The sequence below is a fragment of the Sphingomonas sp. R86520 genome, from assembly GCF_042466285.1.
In the GTDB taxonomy this organism is placed as follows: Bacteria; Pseudomonadota; Alphaproteobacteria; order Sphingomonadales; family Sphingomonadaceae; genus Sphingomonas.
Genome location: NZ_JAXHBZ010000001.1, coordinates 2,941,475 through 2,961,623, shown reverse-complemented (window position 1 = coordinate 2,961,623; position 20,149 = coordinate 2,941,475). Strand labels below are relative to the sequence as shown.

Below are 20,149 nucleotides of genomic sequence, written 5' to 3'. Positions count from 1 at the left end.
ATGTCCGGTCAGCCCATGACGATCTTCCAGGTGGCCGGCCGCGCGATGTCCGCGCAGCTGATCCGGATGAATACGACCGCGTCGAACCTGGCCAATGCCGGCGGCACCACTGGGTCGGCCGAAACCGCCTACAAGACGATGAAGCCGGTGTTCCGCACCAGCTTCGACTCGGCGAGCGGCATGTCGACGGTCGATATCGAGCGGGTCGTCACCGCCGGCGACGCGCCGACCAAGCGCTACGATCCCGACAATCCGATGGCCGACAAGGATGGCAACATCTTCGAGGCGGCGGTCGATGAAACCCGCGAGATGGTCGACATGATGGAGACCTCCCGCAGCTACCAGAACAACATCGAAGTGATGAACACCGCAAAGTCGCTCATCATCGATACCCTCAAGCTAGGCCGCTGATCATGGCAACTTCCTTCGATACCACGCTCAACACCCTCGGCATCACGCGCACGTCGGCAGCTGCAGCGACCACCACGACCAAGTCGTCCAGCTCGCTCGGCCAGTCCGACTTCCTGAAGCTGATGACCGCGCAGATGCAGAACCAGGATCCGTTCAACCCGGTCGACAACACCCAGATGGTCGCGCAGATGGCGCAGATCTCGACCACGTCGGGCATCTCCGAGATGAACACGACGCTGAAGGCAATGGCCGACAAGCTCGGCGTCACCAGCACCAGCGACGCGCTGTCCTATGTCGGCAAGACCGTGTTGACCGAGGGCAGCACCGCCTATGGCCGATCGGCGGGCGGTATCGCCGGGTCGGTCGAGCTGGCCGGCGCCGCGACCGACGTCAACGTCACAATCAGCGACGCGAACGGCGCGGTGCTGAAGACGATGTCGCTCGGCAAGCAGGCAGCCGGCACGATCGGCTACGACTGGGACGGCAAGGACACCGCCGGCGCGGATGCCGGCAGCGGCCCGTTCACGGTCGCGGTCAACGCGCAGAGCAACGGTACCACGGTCGGCGCGACCAGCCTGGTCTGGGCGCCCGTCCAGTCGGTGTCGACCACCACCGGCGCCGCCGTCCTCACGCTTCCCGGCCTCGGCGAAGTGCCTGCCACCGCTATCCGCCAGATCGGCTGAACCCAGACTTTCTAGGAGCTAAACCGCCATGTCTTTCTACACTTCGCTCTCGGGTCTGCAGGCATCGCAAGCCGAGATGTCGACGATCTCGCACAACCTCGCGAACGTCGCGACCAACGGCTTCAAGAAGAGCCGCACCGAATTCGCCGACGTGATCGCCTCGAGCGTGTCGGTCGCGCCGTCGCAGCAGATCGGCTCGGGCGCGATCGTCCAGGCCAATCGCCAGCAGTTCGCGCAAGGCAGCCTGATCCAGACCTCGAACAGTCTCGATCTCGCGGTGTCCGGCGACGGCTTCTTCGCGGTCAAGCCGAGCATCGAATCCGCCTCGATCAACTATACGCGCAACGGCGGCTTCCTGGTCGATTCGAACCGCTATGTGGTCGATTCGCAGGGTTCGCATCTGCAGGTGTTCCCGGTCGACGGCTCGGGCGCGGTGGTAGCGACCGGCTCCGATTCCGCGTTGAGCCTGCGCCTGCCCGAGACGAGCGGGACGCCGGTGCCGACCTCGGCGGTGACGATGACGCTGAACCTCAACGCCAATTCGGCGCTGCCGACGACCGCGACGTTCGATCGGTTCGACCCGTCGAGCTACAACCAGTCGGCGCAGACCACCGTCTACGACGCGGCCGGCAACGCGATGACGCTGACCAATTATTTCAAGCGCACCTCCGCGCCGACCACGACCAACGCGAACAGCACCTGGGAAGTCCACAGCTTCGTCGGCGACAAGGAGCTGACTTCGGGCGGCACCGCCGGGACGGCGATGACGTTCGACTCGACCGGCAAGATGACCGCACCGACCGGCGCGATCGCCTATGACCAGTTCACCACCGCGAATTCGACCGATCCGCAAACGATCGGCTTCACCTTCGGCAGCGGTACGACCCAGCTGTCGAGCGCGTTCAACGTCGCGTCGCGCACGCAGGACGGCAAGGCGGTCGGCCAGATCCAGGGCGTGACGGTCGACGAGAAGGGGCTCGTCAATGCGAGCTTCTCGAACGGCGACACGCAGGTTCTGGGGCAGGTGATGCTCGCCAACTTCTCCAATCCCGAAGGTCTGCGCCAGCTCGGCAGCAGCTACTGGCAGTCGACCGGCATCTCCGGCTCGGCGAAGCTCGGCTCGGCGGACACCAACGGCTTCGGCAAGCTGATGTCGGGGACGATCGAGGGATCGAACGTCGATATCACCGAGGAACTGGTCAACCTGATCGCGGCACAGCGTAATTTCCAAGCGAACTCGAAGGCGCTCGATACCGCCAACCAGATCTCCGAAACCATCTTCAACATCCGCAGCTAAGCAAGAGCGAGCAGGGGACCCTGAATGGACAAGCTGGTCTACACCGCGGCGACGGGCCTGCGCGCGCACATGGCGGCGCAGGCGGCGATCGCCAACAACATGGCGAACGCGTCGACCACCGGATTCCGCGCCGATCGCGTGGTGTTCGACCGGCTGAACCTGAAGGGCGACGGGTCGACGATCGAGGCGCGCGCGCCGACCTCGGAAGAGGTGACCGACGCCGATCGTTCGCCGGGTGCGATCCAGCTGACCGGGCGTCCATTGGACGTCGCGATCACCGGCACCACGGCGTGGCTCGCGGTGCAGGCGTCTGACGGGTCGGAGGCGTACACGCGTCGCGGCGATCTGGAGGTCGCGCCCTCCGGCGTGCTGCAGACCGGCGACGGGCATCCTGTGATCGGCTCGGGGGGGCCGATCACCCTGCCGCCCTACCAGTCGCTGACGATCGCCGGCGACGGGACGATCTCGATCGTGCCGCAGGGGGGGGACGCGAAGAACCCGCAGGTGATCGACAAGCTCAAGCTCGCCGACACAAAAGGGTCGGACACGGTCAAGGGCCTCGACAACCTGCTGCGCGTGCGCGGCGGCGGGGCGCTGCCCGAGGACATGGATGCCAAGGTTCAGGGCGGCGCGATCGAGGGATCGAACGTCAACATGACGCAGGCGCTGGTCGACATGATCGAGAACCAGCGGTCCTACGAAGTCCAGGCCAACATGATGAAATCCGCCAAGGAAATCGACGAAAGCGGTGCATCTTTGATGCGCCTGCCGAGCTAGAAGGAACAGACGAATGTCATCCGCAGCCATGCATATCGCGCGCACCGGGCTCGACGCCCAGGACATGCGCATGCGCGTCATCTCGAACAATCTCGCCAACGTGAACACCACGGGCTTCAAGAAGGACCGTGCGGCGTTCGAGACGCTCGCCTACCAGACCATCACCACGCCCGGCGCGCAGAGCACGGCCGAAACCAAATACGCGACCGGGCTCAACCTCGGTACCGGCGTCCGCATCCAGGGCACCGCGCGGATGGACACGCAGGGCGCGATGCAGACGACCGGCAACAGCCTCGATCTCGCGCTCGACGGCGACGGCTATTTCCAAGTGCAGATGCCCGGCGGCACGCTCGGCTACACCCGCGCCGGCAATTTCTCGCGCTCGGCCGAGGGCCTGCTGGTCACCAGCGAAGGCTATCAGGTGCAGCCCGGCATCACCGTGCCCGAGGGGACGACCGGGATCACGATCGGCTCGGACGGCACCGTGTCGGCGACCGTCCCCGGCCAGACCGAGGCGAGCCAGATCGGCCAGATTCAGGTCGCGAACTTCCCGAACGGTGCAGGCCTGCAAGCAACCGGCGACAATTACCTGGTCGAGACCGCAGCGAGCGGCGCGGCCAATGTCGGCGTCGCCGGCCAGGACGGCCGCGGCAACATCAAGCAGGGCATGCTGGAGGCGTCGAACGTCAACGTCGTCGAGGAACTCGTCGACATGATCGAGACGCAGCGCGCGTACGAGGTCAATTCGAAGATGATCTCGGCGACCGACGACATGCTCAAATACGTCAACCAGAACATCTGATCATGACGCGAAAAGCTTCCTTCCTCATCGCCACCGGCGCGTTCGTCCTCACCGGGCTCGGTCCGTTGTCGGCCGACGCGAGCATCTTCGGCAAGAAGGCGCCGCCCGAGGATTTCTCGGTCGCGCGGCCCTTGCCGGTCCAGCCGGTGCCGGTCGTCGCGACGGGCTCGATCTTCCAGGCGCAGGACGGCTACGCGGCGCTCTACGAAGGTTGGCGCGCGCGGAAAGTCGGCGATCCGCTGACGATCGTGCTGGTCGAGCGCACCGCCGCATCGAAGTCATCGGGTTCGAAGCTCGACAGCAGCGGGTCGGGGACGATCACGCCGCCGACCACCGGCTTGCTCAGCCTGTTCAACAAGACCGACGCGACGCTCAGCGGCGGTCGGACCTTCAACGGGACGGGGGCGGCCGACCAGGCGAACTCGCTGTCGGGTGAAGTCAGCGTGACGGTCGCGCAGGTCTATCCCAACGGCACGATGCTGGTGCAGGGTCAGAAGCGCGTCACGCTGAACCGCGGCGACGAGTTCCTGAAGATCAAGGGGCTGGTCCGCACCGCCGACATCGACGCGAACAACCGCATCCTGTCGACCCGCGTGGCCGATGCGCAGATCTCGTACACCGGCAAGGGCGACGTCGCCCGCGCCGGCCGCCAGGGGTGGCTCGGCCGCTTCTTCTCCGTCGTCAGCCCGTTTTGATGGTCCGGCGTGCCCTCACCCTTCCCACCCGGCAAGCGCCGGCCGGGCCCCTTCCCTCTCCCCGCAGGGGAGAGGGAAAGACGCCGAAGGCGGCGAAGGGTGAGGGCATGCGTTCCGGCTTGAGGTTTCCCATGATCCGCTTTCTCATTGCTATCCTCGCCGGTTGCCTGATCGCCGCGCCGGCGTCCGCCGACCGGATCAAGGACCTTGGCGGGTTCCAGGGCATCCGTTCGAACCAGCTGACCGGCTACGGCATCGTCGTCGGGCTGCCAGGCACGGGCGACGACAATCTCGAATACACCGTGCAGTCGCTGAAGGCCGTCGCATCGCGCTTCGGCCTGCAGCTGCCGGCGACCGCGAACCCCGGCATGAAGAACGCGGCGGTCGTCATGATCACCGCCGAACTGCCGCCGTTCGCCAAGCCCGGCCAGCGCCTCGACATCACCGTCGCATCGATGGGCAAGGCGAAGTCGCTCCGCGGTGGCAGCCTGATCATGACGCCGCTGCTCGGTGCCGATAACCAGATCTACGCTATGGCGCAGGGCAACCTCGCGGTCGGCGGTCTCGGTGCGGAAGGCGCGGACGGGTCGAAGATCGTCGTCAACGTGCCCTCGACCGGCCGCATCCCCGAGGGCGCCACCGTCGAACGCGCGGTCGCGACCGGGTTCGACAGCGCACCGACGCTGACCTTCAACCTCGCACGCGCCGATTTCACCACTGCGCAGAACGTCGCCGGTGCGATCAATTCGAAGCTCGGCTTCGGTAGCGCGCAGGCGATCGACGCGGTGTCGGTTTCGGTGCGCGCGCCGATCGGCGCCGACGTCCGTGCCACGCTCATGTCGACGATCGAGAATCTCGACGTGGTCTCCGCCGAACCCTCCGCCAAGGTGATCGTCAACGCGCGCACCGGTACCGTCGTCATCAACTCGGCGGTCCGGGTCGGTCCGGCGGCGATCACGCACGGCAAGATGACGGTGCGGATCGACGAGAAGCCGCAGGTCAGCCAGCCCGCGCCGTTCAGCCAGGGCCAGACCGCGATCACGCCGAACAGTCGCGTCGCGGTCGAGGAGGAGCGTCGCCCGATGTTCCTGCTCGCGCCCGGCCCGAAGCTTGCCGACATCGTGAAGGCGGTGAACGCGATCGGTGCATCGCCGGCCGATCTGGTCGCGATCCTCGAGGCGCTGAAGGAAGCCGGCGCGCTCAAGGCCGAGTTGATCGTCCTGTGAGCACGATCACGCCCACCCCGTCCGCGGCACTGTCGGCCACGACGGCGACCACCGGCATCTCGACCGACACGAGCCGCCTGAAGTCGAAGGACAATCTCGAACAGGCGGGCCAGAAGTTCGAGGCGGTCTTCACCGGCATGATGCTGAAGAGCATGCGCCAGGCCAAACTCGCCGACCCGCTGTTCGATTCGAAGGCGATCGATACCTTCACCGACATGCAGGACGGGCTGATCGCAAAGTCGATGGCCGAGCACACGCCGCTCGGCATCGGCAAGGCGATGACCGATTTTCTCGCCAAGTCTCAATCCGATCTTAACCAGCCTGCGGCAGACTCGCCGCCATGAGCGATCTCCTTTCGATCGGCGCCTCGGGCGTGCGCGCGTATCAGACCGCGCTGTCCACGGTGTCGGAGAACATCGCGAACACCGGCACGGCGGGCTATACCCGGCGGACGACGAATCTTGCCGAAGTGTCGTCGGTCGGCGGTGGCCTCAACGCGCAAAAACTGGTCAGCGCCAGCGGCGTCACGGTTACCGGCATCGCGCGCAGTGCCGACGCATACCGATCGCAGGCAGTCCGCTCGGCGGGCACCGACCTTGCCAAGACCGAAGCCGGCGTCACCTGGATGAACCGGATCGAGACCGCGCTGAGCGGTAACCAGCTTGGTGACCGGCTCACCAGCTTCTTCACGTCCGCGCAGAAGCTCGCGGCCGATCCGACGTCGGAACCTGCGCGTGCGGTCATGCTCGAATCGGCGGGGACGGCCGCGGCCGCGTTTACCGCGACCGGGCAGGCGCTCGATACCGCGGCCGCCGATCTCGATTCGACCGCATCGCAGGCGGTGCAGTCGCTCAATTCGCTCGGTACCGAGCTCGCCAAGATCAACGACGGCATCGCACGTAGCGCGCCGGGATCGACGACCGCGGCGCAGCTCGCCGACCAGCGTGACCAGGTGCTCGAACAGATGAGCACGATCACCGACATCAACACGTCGTTCGACGATCTCGGGCGGACGACCGTCCGGCTCGGCGGCGCGGCGGGCTCGGTGTTCGTCGCCGGTGGCGATAGCGGGCAGGTATCCTATGCGCGCAACGACGAGGGCGCGGTGCAGTTCGCGGTTACGCGGGGCAACGTCACGTCCGCGCTGTCGCCGACCGGCGGTGCGCTTGCCGGGTTCGCGGAAGGTGCGCAGCGAATCGCCGCGGCGCGCGGATCGCTGAACACGATCGCCACCGACTTCACGACCAGGATCAACGCGGTCCAGGCGCAGGGCCGCGATCTCGACGGCAATGCGGGCGCGGCGCTGTTCGCGACCGGCGACACGCCGACCGACATCAGCGTCGCGGTTGATGATCCGCGCGGCATCGCCGCCGCCAGCGCGACCGGTGGCACGCGCGACGCGTCCAATCTTTCCGCGTTGCAGGCGGTCCGCGCGAGCGGCGGCTTCGAGACTCGCACCACGACGCTGATCGCCGGCAACGCCGCCGCGCTCGAACAGCGCAAGGTTGTAGCCGACGCTCAAAGCGCGATCCGTGACGGCGCGGTGAGTTCGCTCGCCTCCTCTTCGGGCGTCGATCTCGATAGCGAAGCGGTCGACCTGCTGCGCTTCCAGCAGGCGTATCAGGCGTCGAGCCGCGTGATCCAGACCGCGCGCGACACGTTCCAGACCATCCTCGATCTACGGTAACGCCCATGCAGATCGCCACCCGCCTCTTCTATGATCGCTCTACGACGGCGATGAATTCGCTCAGCGCGAAGGCGGAGGCGCTGCAGAACCAGATCTCGACCGGCGTCAAGCTGACAGCGCCGTCGTCGGACAGCGCCGCGTATCAGCGGCTCGCCGGGATCAAGCGCGATACTGCCAACGACACGGTGTACGCCGCCAATCTCGGCACGGCCGAATCGGTGCTGAAGCAGGGCGACACCAGCCTCAGCGCGATCACCGACCAGTTGCAGAGCGCGACCGAGCTGGTGACGCAGGCGAAGACCGGCACGCTGAACGCCGCGAACCGCAAGGCGATCGGCGAACAGATTGCCGGGATCGTCGCGACGCTGACCAACCTCGCCAATGCTAAGGATGCGCGCGGCCAGGCCTTGTTCGGCGGCAGCGATGGCGCGCCCGCGGTCGCGACCGACGGTACTTACGCGCTCGCCGCCAAGCCGGTCTCGGGCATCCCGATTGGCGACAGCCAGAGCGTCCAGGCAAACGAAACCGCCGCGCGCGTCTTCACGGTCGGTGGCAAGACCAAGCCCGATGGCAGCATCGAGGGCGGCACCAATACGCTCGCCATGCTGTCCGCGATCGCGACCGCGCTGCAATCGGACGACTTCAAGACGAGTTCGCTCGATACGTCGCTCGCCGACATCACCGCGGCATCGGATCAGGTGTCGACGGTGCAGGCCTCGCTCGGCGCGCGTGCCGCTCGGGTCGATCTGGAGACGTCGCGGCTGACCGATGTCGCCGCGGACCGCGAGGCGACCCGGTCGGGGCTCGAAGATACCGACATCACCACCACGGTGGTCGAGTTGCAGAAGACGATGACGATCCTGTCGGCGACTCAGGCGAGCTTTTCGAAGCTCTCGGCGCTGTCGCTCTTCGATTATTTGCGCTGATCCGAATTTAAATCGCGCGCGCCGTCGTCTTGGTAACCGGTTGGCTACCAAAGGCGGTTAATTCTGTGGCGACGCAAGTGCCGCTACCGGCCCTGGGGGAATTTCGAACACCATGTTTCCGGTCATCGGCATCGTCGTCCTGCTCGTCATGGTGTTCGGCGGATTCGCCTTCACCGGCGGCGCGCTCGGCCCCGTCATGGAGGCCATCCCGCACGAGATGCTGATCATCGGCGGTGCCGCCGCCGGCGCGCTGATCATCGGCAATTCGGGCAAGGAGCTGAAGGGCCTCGGCGCTGGTCTGGGCAAGGTCTTCAAGGGCCCGAAGTACAAGAAGCAGGATTATCTCGACGTCATCTTTCTCGTCAGCAAGCTGATGAAGATGCTGCGGATGGACGGACCGATCGCCCTCGAACCACATGTCGAGGATCCGCAGTCGTCGGCGGTGTTCACCGAATACCCCAAGCTGCTGAAGGACAAGGCGCTCATCAACCTAATCGCCGATACGCTGCGCCTGGTCGTGGTGTCGTCGGGGACGCTCGACGTGCACGCGGTCGAGGAGGTCATGGATCACTCGATCAAAACGCATCATCACGAAGAGGAGGCTGCGCACGGCACGCTCGCCAGCCTCGCCGACGCACTGCCAGCGCTTGGCATCGTCGCGGCGGTGCTCGGCGTGGTGAAGACGATGGGCTCGATCGACAAGCCACCCTCGATCCTCGGCGCGATGATCGGCTCGGCGCTGGTCGGCACCTTCATGGGCGTGCTGCTCGCCTATGGCATCGTCGCGCCGCTCGCGAACCGGCTGAAGCAGGTGCTCGATGCCGACGCGTCGATCTACGACGTGGTGAAGCAGATCATCATCGCCTCGCTGCACGGCCATCCGCAGCCGCTGGTGATCGAGGCCGCACGCTCGGGCATCGCGCACAAGAACCAGCCGGGCTTCGCGGAAGTCTTCGACGGCTTGCGCGGCAAGTAATCAGTGGCCGCGCGCGCGCCTCACGGGACGAACCAGCCGCCCAAGGTCATCGTCAAGAAGATCTATATCGAGGGGCATGGCGGCCATCACGGCGGCGCGTGGAAAGTCGCGTATGCCGATTTCGTGACCGCGATGATGGCGTTCTTCCTGCTGCTCTGGATCGTCGGTGCGACCACCGAGAAACAGCGCAAGGGCATCGCCGATTACTTCGCGCCGACCATCCTCAACACGCGCTCGCTCGGCATCGGCGGGGGCGGGCTGTTCGGCGGCGAATCGATCCTCGACAAGAACCGCATCGGGCCGAAGCCTGGCCAGACCAGCATGGCGCAGCTGGCGATTCCGGATGCCGGGCTCGGCGGGCCGTCGGCAGGGACGGGGCCGAAGGGGTCGCTGAAAAGCCGCGATGCGCTGACCAAGGAAGACCAGAGGAACTTCCAGGCCTTGCGTAAACGCGTGCTCGGCCAGATCGAGGGATCGGCAAAGCTCTCGCGGCTGGCGAGCCACGTCCGCTTCGTACCCACGCAGGACGGCATGCGGATCGATCTGGTCGACGATGCGGATTATTCGATGTTCGCGCTCGGTACCACCGCACTCGATCCCGAGGCGTCGTCGTTGATCGGCATGATCGCAGGCTCGGTCCAGGGCATGCAGAACCCGATCATGATCCGCGGCCATACCGACAGCGTACCGTATGGCGATCCGCGCGCGATGAACAACTGGATGCTGTCGTCCGGCCGTGCCGAAGCGACTCGCCGTCGACTGCTGTCGGGGGGGACGTCGGAGGAACGGTTCGAACGCATCGAAGGCGTCGCCGACCGCGAGCCGCTGATCGTGAAAGATGCTGCTGATCCGCGTAATCGCCGGGTCGCCATCACCCTGCTCTACCGGCGTGGCCTCTTCGCGAAGTAAGTGGACTGCGCCGACTCGGCACCGTGGATATGAAAAAGGACCGGCTCCTTGCGGCGCCGGTCCTTTTGTCCGTCGAACTGCGACCGCTTATTCGGCGTCGGCAGTCTCGGTCTTGCGCTTGCGTGCGGTCGCGGGTGCAGCGGCCGGTGCGGCGTCGGTCTTGCGCGCGCCGGGCTTGCGACCCAGGCCGATCTTCTTCGCCATTGCACGACGGCTTTCCGAGTAGTTCTCGGCAACCATCGGGTAATCGGGCTTCAGGCCAAAACGTTCGCGGTACTCGGCCGGGGTCATGCCGTGCGTCGCGAGGTGGCGACGCAAGGTCTTGTAGGACTTGCCGTCGATCATCGAGATGATGTGATCCTTGGACGCCAAGGATTTGCGTGCCGTTACGGCAGGCGTGTATTCGGTCGCCGCTTCGACGGGTGCCGCCTCGGTGGAATTGCCGAGCAACGCCGCGACGGTGTCATGCATCTTGCCGAGAAAGGCAGGAACGTCGTCAGCCGAGCTACGCGTATTGGGGTTGCCGAGCCAAGCAATCGTAAGCTCAGTCGCAAGTTCGACGGCGTTGAGGTCGGTGGTGTCTTCGGCCATATTGCACTCCATTGTCTGCGGACGCCGTAACGGCGTGCGACATCGGGTTCAACCGCTCAAAAGGATTTTCGGCACATTAAATTGTAAAAATCGACATTGGAAGTCGAAAGCATCGGAGTCGTGTTCATTCTGATTGCTTTAAATCGCCGAAAATCTAGTACAAACCGGGTACCGATATTGGCCTGTCGACAGCGTCGCGTCGTATCGCACCGTCGCTCCGGTCCCTGTGTGGCACCGCTGGACGCTCTCGGTGTCGCGCGATAGAAATGACGCGACGGTCCCGCATGCATCGTCGGCGTTGTCGACAGTCGCGGCCCGCCCGAAATGCAACGTCGCGTCGATGTCTGTGACGTAGTCCATCAAGAGAGTCCCCGAATGCTTCCAGACTCCGACAGCGCGAACCCAAACCCCAGGACATCGGACTATTCGGGCAGCAACTGGCTGACCGAACTCGGTATCGGGGCGGGCATGGGCGATGTCGCGGTCGTGCGCTCGGTCGGCGACCAGTTGATGCCGCTCCGGATCGCGATGATAGCGTTGATCGCGTTGGTCATGCTCGGCCGTTGATGACCAACGTCGAAGGAGGGGGTGCCGGTGGAAAATCCGCATTGGCAACCGATCGGACACGGGCGTATCACCGTAACCGTCACCACTCGGCAAACGACGATCGACGCTAGGCGAGCCGCGGCGAAAGTGATGCGATCGTTTCGGCACGCTCGCGGTCGCTCAGCGGCGGGGTCACGGTGGCACCCGTCCTGGCGGAGTCGATCGCGGCCTCGACGATTGCCATGACGACCAGGGCTTCGATCGGCTGGACCGGGTTTGCACCCGTGCCCGTCAACGCCGCAGCGATGCCCTGGTAATAGCGCCGCTGATCGCCGGCCGTCGCCGGCCGTTCCCACGTGCCACCGGCGTCATGAACAACGAGCGGGTCGGGGTCTTCGCCCCATCCGGTATCGCCCGGTCGCATGCCGCCGAGGAGTTGTTGCTCCTGTCGATCGGCGCAGCGCTTGGTCATGCTTCCGGCACGTCCATGAACGATAAACCGGTCGAAGCCTCCCGCGGCGAGCATGGTCGCGTGGAGGATCACCCGGCGCTCGGCATAGGATAGGATGACGTGCGCCCAGTCGTCGGTTACCGCACCGGCGCGCTGGATCGCCAGCGATGCCTGCACCGTATCGGGAAGTCCGAAAAGCCGGAGCGCCTGATCCACCAGGTGAGGGCCGAGATCATACCAGACGCCGCTGCCCGGACCGGAATTTTCGCGCCAGCGATCCCGCACCTCTGGCCGGAAGCGGTCGAAATGCGACTCGAAATGGGTCACCTCGCCGACGACACCGTCTTCGATCGCCGCGCATATGGTGAGGAAATCGCTGTCCCAACGCCGGTTGTGGAATACCGAGAGCAGCAGATTGTGCCGTTGCGCGCGTGCCAGAAGGTCGCGAGCTTCGTGAAGATCGAGCGTGAACGGCTTGTCGATCACGACATGCTTTCCCGCAGCCATCGCCGCGCGCGCCAACGGGGCATGCGTCTCGTTCGGCGTGGCGATGACGACAAGGTCGATGTCGTCGCAGTCGACCAGTGTCTGCGGGTCGCGGTGAACGACCATATCCGGGAAGTCGGCACCGACCTTGCCTGCATCACGCGAGCAGATTGCGCGCAAGTCGAGCCCGGCGACGGACGCGATCAGCGGCGCGTGGAACGTCTTGCCCGAAAACCCGTAGCCGATCAGCCCGACCCGGATGCATGCCGCGGGATCGCCTGCGCCGTCGCCTGTCGATGTCATGTCCGCCGTCCTTCTTTCCGCCGGTCGACGCCTACTCCATTCCGGCGCGGATTGCTGCGCTTGCCAGGAACGGTGCACCCGTAACCAGTACGAGGCTGACCGCCGCGAGGAGCTTGACCGCGCCTGCGCCACCTGCCGGATCCAGCGAACCGGCACCGAAGATCAGCAACGGCACGGCAAGCGGGAGCATCACGAGCCCGGTCACTGCCCCGCCGCCGCGAACGCCTGCGACCAGTGCGCTGGTGGCGACGGCAAGCGCGGCAAGCCCGGGGGTGCCGATCGCCAGCCCGATCTCGACCCGCAAGAGCGTCCCGCCCGACAGATCGAGCAGCCCGGCCGCGATCACCGCGGCAAGCATCAGCGGTGGCCCGAAACTCAGCCAGTGCGCGATCGTCTTGGCGAGCGCGACCGCCGCCATCGACAGGCCGCGCACCGCCAGTTGATCGAAGACCCCGGCGTCGAGATCGGGCCCGATCAGCCGCTCGACCGGAAGGAGCGCCGCAAGCAACGCCGCAGTCCAGATCACGCCGCCGCCGATCCTTGCGAGCAGCGTCGCATCGGGGCCGATCGCGAACGGAAACAGCGTCGCGACGAGCAGGAAGAACGCAACCACCAGCGTGGCGCCCCCGCTCGATACGTTACGCCGAAGATCGCGACGGATCAGCGCGATCACAGTGCGATCTCCCGCGCGTCCGGCACGCCGAGCGAAAGATGGGTGGCGATCAGGACGACGCCACCGGTCGCGCGATGTTGTGCGACCAGCGTTTCGAGACGCCCGACGGAAACCGTGTCCAGCCCGTTGGCGGGCTCGTCGAGCAGCCAGACGGGGGCTTTGCTGGCCGCAACCCGGGCGATCGACGCGCGGCGGCGTTGGCCGGTCGACAACAAGCGAACAGGGATGCCGGCCAGTGCTGTCAGGTCGAGCGCGGTCAATGCGCCGGCGACGCGTGCTTCAGGGGCGGGGGCCATGTCCAGCGTTGCCCAGAAATGGAGTGCACCGGCAAGCGTCCGATCGGGGTCCAGCGAACTCGCTTCGGTCAGCAGCGCCTTGTCCCCACCGCAAGTTACGACGCCCTCGAACGGCGCGAGCAGGCCGGCGGCGATGCGGATCAGGCTCGACTTGCCGATGCCGTTGGGCCCGGTGACGACCGCCGCGTCGCCGGGACCCAGATCGAACGACACGCCAGAGAACAGCATCCGCCCGCCCCGTACGCACGCGACGTCGCGGAACGCCAGACTCACGCGGCCCGATCTTCTGCGGAGTCTTCCAGCGCATGCATGTCGTCGTCGCTCAGGCCGAAATGATGGCCGATCTCGTGGATCGTCACATGCGCGACGAGGTCGTCGAGGCGGACGCCGGTTTCGATCCATTCCTCCAGGATCGCGCGGCGGTACAGGACGATGCGGTCGGGCATCGTCCCTGAATCCATCGACGATTTCTCGCCGAGCGGGCGGCCGTGGTACAGTCCCGACAGGTCGAGCGGGTGTTCGATGCCGAGCGCGGCCAGCGTCTCGTCGTCGGCATAGTCCTCGACCGCGAAGACGATGTCGCCAAGATGTTCGGCGAACTGCGCGGGCAGCGTGGCGATCGTGGCGCGGCAGAGCGCCTCGATCGTGTCGGCATCGGGTGCTCTGCCCCGGCCCCCCTCGTGCATTGTCGCTTGCCCGCTCATTCTCGCAGCCATACGCGGTGCCAAACGATGGCGGCAAGGGACACGCGAATGATCGAAGCGCTGAACGATACCGAGCGGGCCGAGGCACTCGATGGGCTCGACGAGTGGGATTACGACGATGCGCGCGACGCGATCACGCGGACGATCGTGTTCGCCGATTTCGTCGAGGCGTTCGGCTTCATGACGCAGGTCGCGCTGATCGCCGAGCGGGCGAACCACCATCCGGAGTGGAAGAACGTCTGGAACCGGGTGGAAATCCTGCTGACGACGCATGACGCCGGGGGGCTTTCACCCCGCGATATCGAAATGGCCGAAGCGATCGACGCGATCGTCGGCGACGCCTGAGTTCCCATGATACTCCCCTTTGCGGGGGAGTATCAGAGCGGGTCAGCCCTTCCGCATATCGCGCCGCATGCGCTTGCGCAGCGCACCCGGCATCCACCGTGCGGCGAACGCCATGCGGTGCGCAGTCTTCCCTACGAAGGTGTGCACCTTGTCGCCGTGCACCGCGGCCCATGCCGCCTCCGCGACCTTGTCCACCCCGGTCAGTTCGAGCCCAGCGCCCGTCACCGTATCGCGGATCGAGTGGTTGCTGTTCCCGGGGGCGGAGTCCAGCAGCGGCGTGTCGATGAAACTCGGCACGATCGACCGCACCTTGATCCCGTCGCGCGCCCATTCGCCATCGAGCGCCTCGGTGATCGCGCGCACGCCGAACTTGGTCGCCGAATAGGGCGCGAGCCCCGCCGAGCCATAGATCGCCGATGCGGAGGCGGTGTTGAGCAGGCACGATCCCGGTATCCGCTTCAGATACGCATGGCCGATCCGCGCGCCATTCAGCGCCCCGACCAGGTTGATCGCGATCACCCGGTCGATCTCGGCGAAGTCGGTCTCCACGAGCGGTCCGCCCGAGCCGATCCCGGCATTGTTGAACAGCACGTCGAGCCGCCCGCCGGTGGTCGCGACGAACGCATCGAGCGAGGCCACCCACGCATCGCGGTCGCGCACGTCCATCTGGTAGGTGCTGACCATCCCCGCAGGCAGCAGCGCAGCGGTCTCGGCAAGCCCTGCGACGTTGACGTCCGCCAACCCGATGCGCCAGCCCTTGGCAGCGAACAGTTGCGCCGTGGCGCGGCCAATCCCCGATCCGCCACCGGTGATGAAAATGCTCTGCTGCATCATGCGCCCCTCTCCATTTGATTTTGCGGTATGTTTCCCGCATCCTGCGCGCAGATGCCAGACAATTCCCCAGCGCTCGCTTTCGAACGCGTCACCAAACGGTACCCAGGCGCTGGGGGCGCGACGATCGCCGTCGACGCGGTCTCGCGGGAGATCGCGCGTGGCAGTTTCGTCGCGCTGGTCGGCACGTCCGGTTCAGGCAAATCGACGCTGCTCAAGACGCTCAATCGCCTGGTCGAGCCGAGCGAAGGCCGCGTGACGATCGACGGTGCCGACGTTGCCGACGAGCCCGCGCCCGAACTGCGCCGCCGGATCGGCTACGTGTTCCAGAACATCGGCCTGTTCCCGCACATGACGATCGCCGAGAACATCGCGATCGGCCTGCGCATCGCCGGTCGCACGGACGAGGCGAAGGTCGGCGAACTGCTCGACCTCGTCGACCTGCCCCGCGACATAGCCGGCCGGATGCCCGACGCGCTCTCGGGCGGCCAGCGCCAGCGCGTCGGCATCGCCCGCGCGCTCGCTCCCGGCGCGAAACTGCTGTTGCTCGACGAGGCGTTCGGCGCGCTCGACCCGGTCACGCGCGACGCGCTCGGCACGCGGATCCGCGAACTCCACGACCGGCTCGGGCTGACCACCATCCTCGTCACGCACGACATGGCGGAGGCGCTGCTGCTCGCCGACCGCGTGCTGGTGATGAAGGCGGGGCGGATCGTCGCCGATGCCACGCCCGCCGACCTCGTCGCCGGCAAGGGCGGCGACGACGCGCAGGCTTTGGTGCAGGTGCCGCGCGCGCAGGCCGAACGCTTGCAGGCGCTGGTCGCATGAGCGCGTTCCTCGATGCGCTCGGCCGTGTGCCGCCGCTGCTTGCCAACCACGTCCTGCTTTCCGCAGCGGCGCTGCTGCTCGGCATCGCGATCAGCCTGCCGCTCGGCATCTGGTCCGCGCGCAACGCGACGGTGGCGCGCGTGTCGCTTGGCTTTGCGAGCCTCGTCCAGACGATCCCGAGCCTTGCGCTGCTCGCCTTGTTCTACCCGGTGCTGCTCAGCCTCTCCGCGCTGGTCGGTGGCGGCCTCCCCGCGCTTGGCTTCCTCCCGTCGCTGATCGCGCTGACGCTGTACGCGCTGCTGCCGATCCTGCGGAATGCGGTGGCGGGGTTGCACGGCATCGATCCCGCGGTGATCCAGGCAGCGGACGCGGTCGGCATGACGCCCGCGCAGAAGCTGCGGCTGGTCGAGGCACCTTTGGTCGCCCCCGTGCTGATCGCGGGCATCCGCACCGCGGCGGTCTGGACGATCGGCGCCGCGACGCTGTCGACGACGGTCGGCCAGCCGAGCCTTGGCGACATGATTTTCGCCGGACTCCAGACGCAGAACTGGGCGCTGGTGCTCGCCGGTTGCGTATCGGCGGCTGCGCTCGCGCTGGCGGTCGATGCACTGATCGGGGCCATCGAATACGGCATCCGCGCGCGTCGCCGCTGGCTGTGGATCGCGAGCGCGGTGGTGCTGGTCGTGGGAACCGCGGCGGCGACTGCTCCGCTGTGGCCCAAGGGTGGCGCAGACCGCACCGTCGTCGTGGGCGCGAAGAACTTCTCCGAGCAATATATCCTCGCGCGGCTGATCGGCGACCGGCTCGAACATGCCGGCTACACCGTCGAATATCGCGACGGCCTCGGCTCGGCGGTGGTGTTCGGCGCACTCTCCGGCGGCGATATCGACGTCTATGTCGACTACGCCGGGACGATCTGGGCGAACGAGATGAAGCGCAACGACGTCCCCGAACGCCCGGCGATGGTCGCCGCGATCGCCGACTGGGCGAGGCGCGAGCATCATGTCGGCCTGGTCGGTACGCTCGGGTTCGAGAATGCCTACGCCTTCGCGATGAAGGGCGATGCGGCCAAGTCGAAGGGCATCACCAGCCTCGACGATCTGGTGAAGGCCGCCCCCGGCATGACGCTAGGCAGCGATCTCGAATTCCTCGAACGCCCCGAATGGGCCGCGGTGAAGCGCGCCTATCCGCTGCGTTTCGCCAAGACGACGCCGTACAGCCCGACCTTCATGTACCGCGCGCTGGAGAGCGGCAATGTCGATGTCATCTCCGCCTTCTCGTCCGATGGCCGGATCGCCGCGGACGGGCTGACCGTGCTCACCGACCCCCGCCGTGCGATCCCCGGTTACGACGCGATCCTGATGGTCGCGCCGAAGCGGGCAGGGGACGCCAAGTTCCTCGCCGCGCTGAAGCCGATGGTCGGCCGCATCCCGGTCGAGGCGATGCGCGCCGCGAACTACCGGGTCGACCGCGATACCGACAAGGAGACCCCCGAGGCCGCGGCGAAATGGCTCGCCGCGAAGACCGGGCTTCAGGAATAGGCGCGGTAGAAGAACACGATCGTCGTCGCGATCGTCACCAGCAGCGTCCACGTGCGGATCACGCGCGGCGACAGCAACAGGCCCAGTTTCGCGCCATAATGCCCGCCGACGATCCCGCCGATCAGCATCGGCACGCATAGCGCCCACGCCACCATGCCGGTCGCGATGAAGATGATCGTCGCTGCGGAGTTGGCGACCGCCAGCATCAACGTGCGTGGCGGCGCCAGCGTCGCGGGCGTCGCGCCCGACAACAGCCCCCAGGCGGCGGTCAGCATCAGCCCGACGCCGCCGCCGAAATAGCCGCCATAGATGCCCAGCAATGCCTGCACCGCGACCAGTGACTTCGGTCCGATCTCGACCCGCGACCTGAGCCACAGCGACGCACGCGTGCCAAACGCGATCGCCAGCGTCGCGAACAGCAGAAGCCATGGCACGATGACGTCGAACGCGCTTGCGGGAGTCGCGACCAGCAACAGGCTGCCGGCAAGCCCGCCGACGAAGGTGACTCCTGCCATCGTCTTCATGCCGACGCCCGAGATCGGCCCCAGTCCATGCCGATACGCCCAGGCGCTCGCCATCGCGCCCGGCTGGAGCGAGACGTTGCTCGTCGCGTTGGCGAAGGTCGACGGCACGCCGAGTCCGATCAGTGTCGGCAGCGTCGCGAAGCTGCCGCCGCCCGCCAGCGCGTTCATCGCACCGCCCAGTATTCCCGCAGCCGCCGCGAGCGCGACCGAACTCAACTCAAGCAAGCGCGGCTTCGCGATCGAGTTGCGCGCGGCTCTTCTTCTCCGCCGCGGTCTTCAGCTGGCCGCACGCCGCATCGATATCGCGTCCGCGCGGCGTCCGCACCGGGGCCGAGATGCCGGCGGCGAACACGATGCTGGAGAACGACTTGATCCGCTCCGGCGTCGAACACTCGTACTGCGCACCCGGCCACGGGTTGAACGGAATGAGGTTCACCTTCGCCGGCAGCTCGTACTTCCGCAGCAACCGCACGAGTTCGCGCGCGTCGTCGTCTGAGTCGTTCTTGTCCTTCAGCATCACATATTCGAACGTGATGCGCCGCGCGTTGTTCGTGCCCGGATAGTCCGCGCACGCCTGCAACAACTCCTCGATGCCGTACTTCCGGTTGAGCGGCACGATCTCGTCGCGCACTTCCTTGGTCACCGCGTGCAGCGACACCGCCAGGTTCACACCAATCTCGGCGCCCGCACGCGCCATCATCGGCACGACACCGCTGGTCGACAACGTGATCCGGCGGCGGCTGAGCGCGAGGCCCGCACCGTCCATCACCAGCTTCAGCGCATCGCGGACGTTCTCGAAATTATACAGCGGCTCGCCCATCCCCATCATCACGATGTTGGTGAGCATGCGGCCTTCCGGCTGGCTGGGCCATTCGCCCAGCGAATCGCGTGCGAGCATCACTTGGCCGACGATCTCGGCGGGCGTCAGGTTGCGCACCAGCCGCATCGTACCGGTGTGGCAGAAGGTGCAGTTGAGCGTGCAGCCGACCTGGCTCGACACGCACAGCGTGCCGCGATCCGCGTCGGGGATGAACACCATCTCGTAATCCTGCGCATCGTCCGACCGCAGCAACCACTTCCGCGTGCCGTCGGTCGACACCTGCGCCTCGACCACGTTCGGCCGGCTGATCACGAAACGCTGCTCCAGCCAAGGGTGCATCGTTTTCGAGATGTCGGTCATCGCCGAGAACTCGGTCGCGCCGCGATTGTAGATCCAGTGCCACAGTTGCTTGGCGCGCAGCTTGGCCTGCCGCTCCTCCAGCTGCGACGTCTCCAGCGCCATCCGCAGATCGGCGAGCGACAGCCCGAGCAGGTCGATACGCCCATCGCTGCGCGGCACGAAGCTGCGGGGAACGGGCACGGGATCGATGTGCCCGGGGATAGGCATGAGGTTCGCGGCGGTCTGCATGCGCGGGCACATAGGGGATTTTTGCTGATTTTTCTACTGGCTGTGGGGAAGGGGTGGAGTCGGGGTCTGGGACGCTGGGCTAGGCATGATCGCGCAGCCAACAATCAGCACCACCCCGGCGAAGGCCTGGGCCAGGCGGGGGACGGAGGTAACGATACGCCGTCCGCTGTTACTACCACCTTTCCAACTGGGCCCCGGCCTTCGCCGGGGTGGTGGCTTTGGCGGGGATCCAG

Annotated in this window: 24 protein-coding genes; 16 read left to right on the top strand and 8 right to left on the bottom strand. The window is 66.4% G+C overall.

All coding sequences use genetic code 11. The features are described from left to right. The 12 genes from flgC to SJY41_RS13420 all read left to right on the top strand — a co-directional run bounded on the left by flgC (position 1) and on the right by SJY41_RS13420 (position 10,389). Positions 1-411 (top strand): flagellar basal body rod protein FlgC, encoded by a 411-nt coding sequence (gene flgC, locus SJY41_RS13475; protein WP_380782483.1) that lies wholly within the window; start codon positions 1-3, stop codon positions 409-411. A 2-nt stretch (positions 412-413) separates the two neighbouring features. Further along, on the top strand, positions 414-1,094 hold the full coding sequence (locus tag SJY41_RS13470; protein ID WP_380782482.1) for a flagellar hook assembly protein FlgD: 681 nt from the start codon (positions 414-416) through the stop codon (positions 1,092-1,094). Between the two features lie 28 nt (positions 1,095-1,122). Continuing rightward, positions 1,123-2,391 carry a flagellar hook protein FlgE gene (locus tag SJY41_RS13465; RefSeq protein WP_380782480.1) on the top strand — a complete coding sequence of 423 codons (1,269 nt, stop codon included), beginning with the start codon at positions 1,123-1,125 and terminating at the stop codon, positions 2,389-2,391. 24 nt (positions 2,392-2,415) lie between these two features. Further along, a complete protein-coding gene (gene flgF / locus SJY41_RS13460) occupies positions 2,416-3,168 on the top strand; it encodes a flagellar basal-body rod protein FlgF (protein WP_380782478.1) in 753 nt (250 codons plus the stop codon). A gap of 13 nt (positions 3,169-3,181) precedes the next feature. Next, positions 3,182-3,970 carry a flagellar basal-body rod protein FlgG gene (gene flgG, locus SJY41_RS13455; protein ID WP_380782476.1) on the top strand — a complete coding sequence of 263 codons (789 nt, stop codon included), beginning with the start codon at positions 3,182-3,184 and terminating at the stop codon, positions 3,968-3,970. A gap of 2 nt (positions 3,971-3,972) precedes the next feature. After that, positions 3,973-4,665: a flagellar basal body L-ring protein FlgH gene (locus SJY41_RS13450; protein ID WP_380782475.1), complete on the top strand. Its 693-nt coding sequence runs from the start codon at positions 3,973-3,975 to the stop codon at positions 4,663-4,665. Positions 4,666-4,796: 131 nt separating this feature from the next. Next, complete coding sequence (locus tag SJY41_RS13445; RefSeq protein WP_380782473.1) at positions 4,797-5,891, top strand: flagellar basal body P-ring protein FlgI; 1,095 nt, start codon at positions 4,797-4,799, stop codon at positions 5,889-5,891. Then, on the top strand, positions 5,888-6,235 hold the full coding sequence (locus tag SJY41_RS13440) for a rod-binding protein (protein ID WP_380782471.1): 348 nt from the start codon (positions 5,888-5,890) through the stop codon (positions 6,233-6,235). The genes SJY41_RS13445 and SJY41_RS13440 overlap by 4 nt, the downstream gene beginning before the upstream one ends. Beyond that, on the top strand, positions 6,232-7,578 hold the full coding sequence (gene flgK, locus SJY41_RS13435; protein WP_380782469.1) for a flagellar hook-associated protein FlgK: 1,347 nt from the start codon (positions 6,232-6,234) through the stop codon (positions 7,576-7,578). The genes SJY41_RS13440 and flgK overlap by 4 nt, the downstream gene beginning before the upstream one ends. Before the next feature lie 5 nt (positions 7,579-7,583). Beyond that, positions 7,584-8,504 (top strand): flagellin, encoded by a 921-nt coding sequence (locus SJY41_RS13430; protein WP_380782467.1) that lies wholly within the window; start codon positions 7,584-7,586, stop codon positions 8,502-8,504. A gap of 112 nt (positions 8,505-8,616) precedes the next feature. Beyond that, positions 8,617-9,480, top strand: coding sequence for a flagellar motor stator protein MotA (motA, locus tag SJY41_RS13425; RefSeq protein WP_380782465.1), 864 nt, complete (start codon positions 8,617-8,619; stop codon positions 9,478-9,480). Positions 9,481-9,483: 3 nt separating this feature from the next. Beyond that, positions 9,484-10,389 (top strand): flagellar motor protein MotB, encoded by a 906-nt coding sequence (locus tag SJY41_RS13420; RefSeq protein WP_380782463.1) that lies wholly within the window; start codon positions 9,484-9,486, stop codon positions 10,387-10,389. An 87-nt stretch (positions 10,390-10,476) separates the two neighbouring features. On the opposite strand, the gene SJY41_RS13415 is transcribed toward SJY41_RS13420, so the two are convergent. Then, a complete protein-coding gene (locus SJY41_RS13415; protein ID WP_380782461.1) occupies positions 10,477-10,980 on the bottom strand; it encodes a MucR family transcriptional regulator in 504 nt (167 codons plus the stop codon). A gap of 375 nt (positions 10,981-11,355) precedes the next feature. Between SJY41_RS13415 and SJY41_RS13410 the strand changes: the two genes are divergently transcribed. Continuing rightward, a complete protein-coding gene (locus tag SJY41_RS13410; RefSeq protein ID WP_380782459.1) occupies positions 11,356-11,547 on the top strand; it encodes a hypothetical protein in 192 nt (63 codons plus the stop codon). 106 nt (positions 11,548-11,653) lie between these two features. Here SJY41_RS13410 and SJY41_RS13405 read toward each other — a convergent pair whose 3' ends face one another. From SJY41_RS13405 to SJY41_RS13390, 4 genes are read right to left on the bottom strand one after another with little or no spacing between them, the layout of a single operon-like run. Beyond that, the gene (locus SJY41_RS13405) at positions 11,654-12,766 is read right to left on the bottom strand and encodes an oxidoreductase (RefSeq protein ID WP_380782457.1); all 1,113 of its coding nucleotides are present in this window, start codon (positions 12,764-12,766) and stop codon (positions 11,654-11,656) included. A 31-nt stretch (positions 12,767-12,797) separates the two neighbouring features. Beyond that, complete coding sequence (locus tag SJY41_RS13400; protein WP_380782455.1) at positions 12,798-13,439, bottom strand: heme exporter protein CcmB; 642 nt, start codon at positions 13,437-13,439, stop codon at positions 12,798-12,800. Next, complete coding sequence (gene ccmA / locus SJY41_RS13395) at positions 13,436-13,963, bottom strand: heme ABC exporter ATP-binding protein CcmA (RefSeq protein ID WP_380784149.1); 528 nt, start codon at positions 13,961-13,963, stop codon at positions 13,436-13,438. The genes SJY41_RS13400 and ccmA overlap by 4 nt, the downstream gene beginning before the upstream one ends. A 41-nt stretch (positions 13,964-14,004) precedes the next feature. Continuing rightward, complete coding sequence (locus SJY41_RS13390; RefSeq protein ID WP_380782453.1) at positions 14,005-14,439, bottom strand: metallopeptidase family protein; 435 nt, start codon at positions 14,437-14,439, stop codon at positions 14,005-14,007. Between the two features lie 48 nt (positions 14,440-14,487). On the opposite strand from SJY41_RS13390, the gene SJY41_RS13385 reads away from it, so the two are divergent. Beyond that, on the top strand, positions 14,488-14,784 hold the full coding sequence (locus SJY41_RS13385) for a 4a-hydroxytetrahydrobiopterin dehydratase (RefSeq protein ID WP_055881974.1): 297 nt from the start codon (positions 14,488-14,490) through the stop codon (positions 14,782-14,784). Positions 14,785-14,826: 42 nt separating this feature from the next. Here the strand turns inward: SJY41_RS13385 and SJY41_RS13380 are convergent, their stop codons facing one another. After that, complete coding sequence (locus SJY41_RS13380) at positions 14,827-15,615, bottom strand: SDR family oxidoreductase (protein ID WP_380784148.1); 789 nt, start codon at positions 15,613-15,615, stop codon at positions 14,827-14,829. Between the two features lie 54 nt (positions 15,616-15,669). Here SJY41_RS13380 and SJY41_RS13375 point away from each other — a divergent pair, with 54 nt between their 5' ends. Together SJY41_RS13375 and SJY41_RS13370 are read left to right on the top strand one after the other, a co-directional pair. After that, on the top strand, positions 15,670-16,443 hold the full coding sequence (locus tag SJY41_RS13375) for an ATP-binding cassette domain-containing protein (protein WP_380782451.1): 774 nt from the start codon (positions 15,670-15,672) through the stop codon (positions 16,441-16,443). Continuing rightward, positions 16,440-17,984, top strand: a complete 1,545-nt coding sequence (locus SJY41_RS13370; protein ID WP_380782449.1) for an ABC transporter permease/substrate-binding protein — start codon at positions 16,440-16,442, stop codon at positions 17,982-17,984. The genes SJY41_RS13375 and SJY41_RS13370 overlap by 4 nt, the downstream gene beginning before the upstream one ends. Here the strand turns inward: SJY41_RS13370 and SJY41_RS13365 are convergent. After that, positions 17,975-18,733, bottom strand: a complete 759-nt coding sequence (locus SJY41_RS13365) for a sulfite exporter TauE/SafE family protein (RefSeq protein ID WP_380782448.1) — start codon at positions 18,731-18,733, stop codon at positions 17,975-17,977. The two genes, SJY41_RS13370 and SJY41_RS13365, sit on opposite strands and share 10 nt — an antisense overlap. Next, entirely contained in the window at positions 18,726-19,916 is a 1,191-nt protein-coding gene (gene rlmN, locus SJY41_RS13360; protein ID WP_380782446.1) for a 23S rRNA (adenine(2503)-C(2))-methyltransferase RlmN, read from the bottom strand. Before rlmN ends, SJY41_RS13365 begins: the two co-directional genes overlap by 8 nt. Between the last annotated feature and the right edge of the window lie 233 nt (positions 19,917-20,149).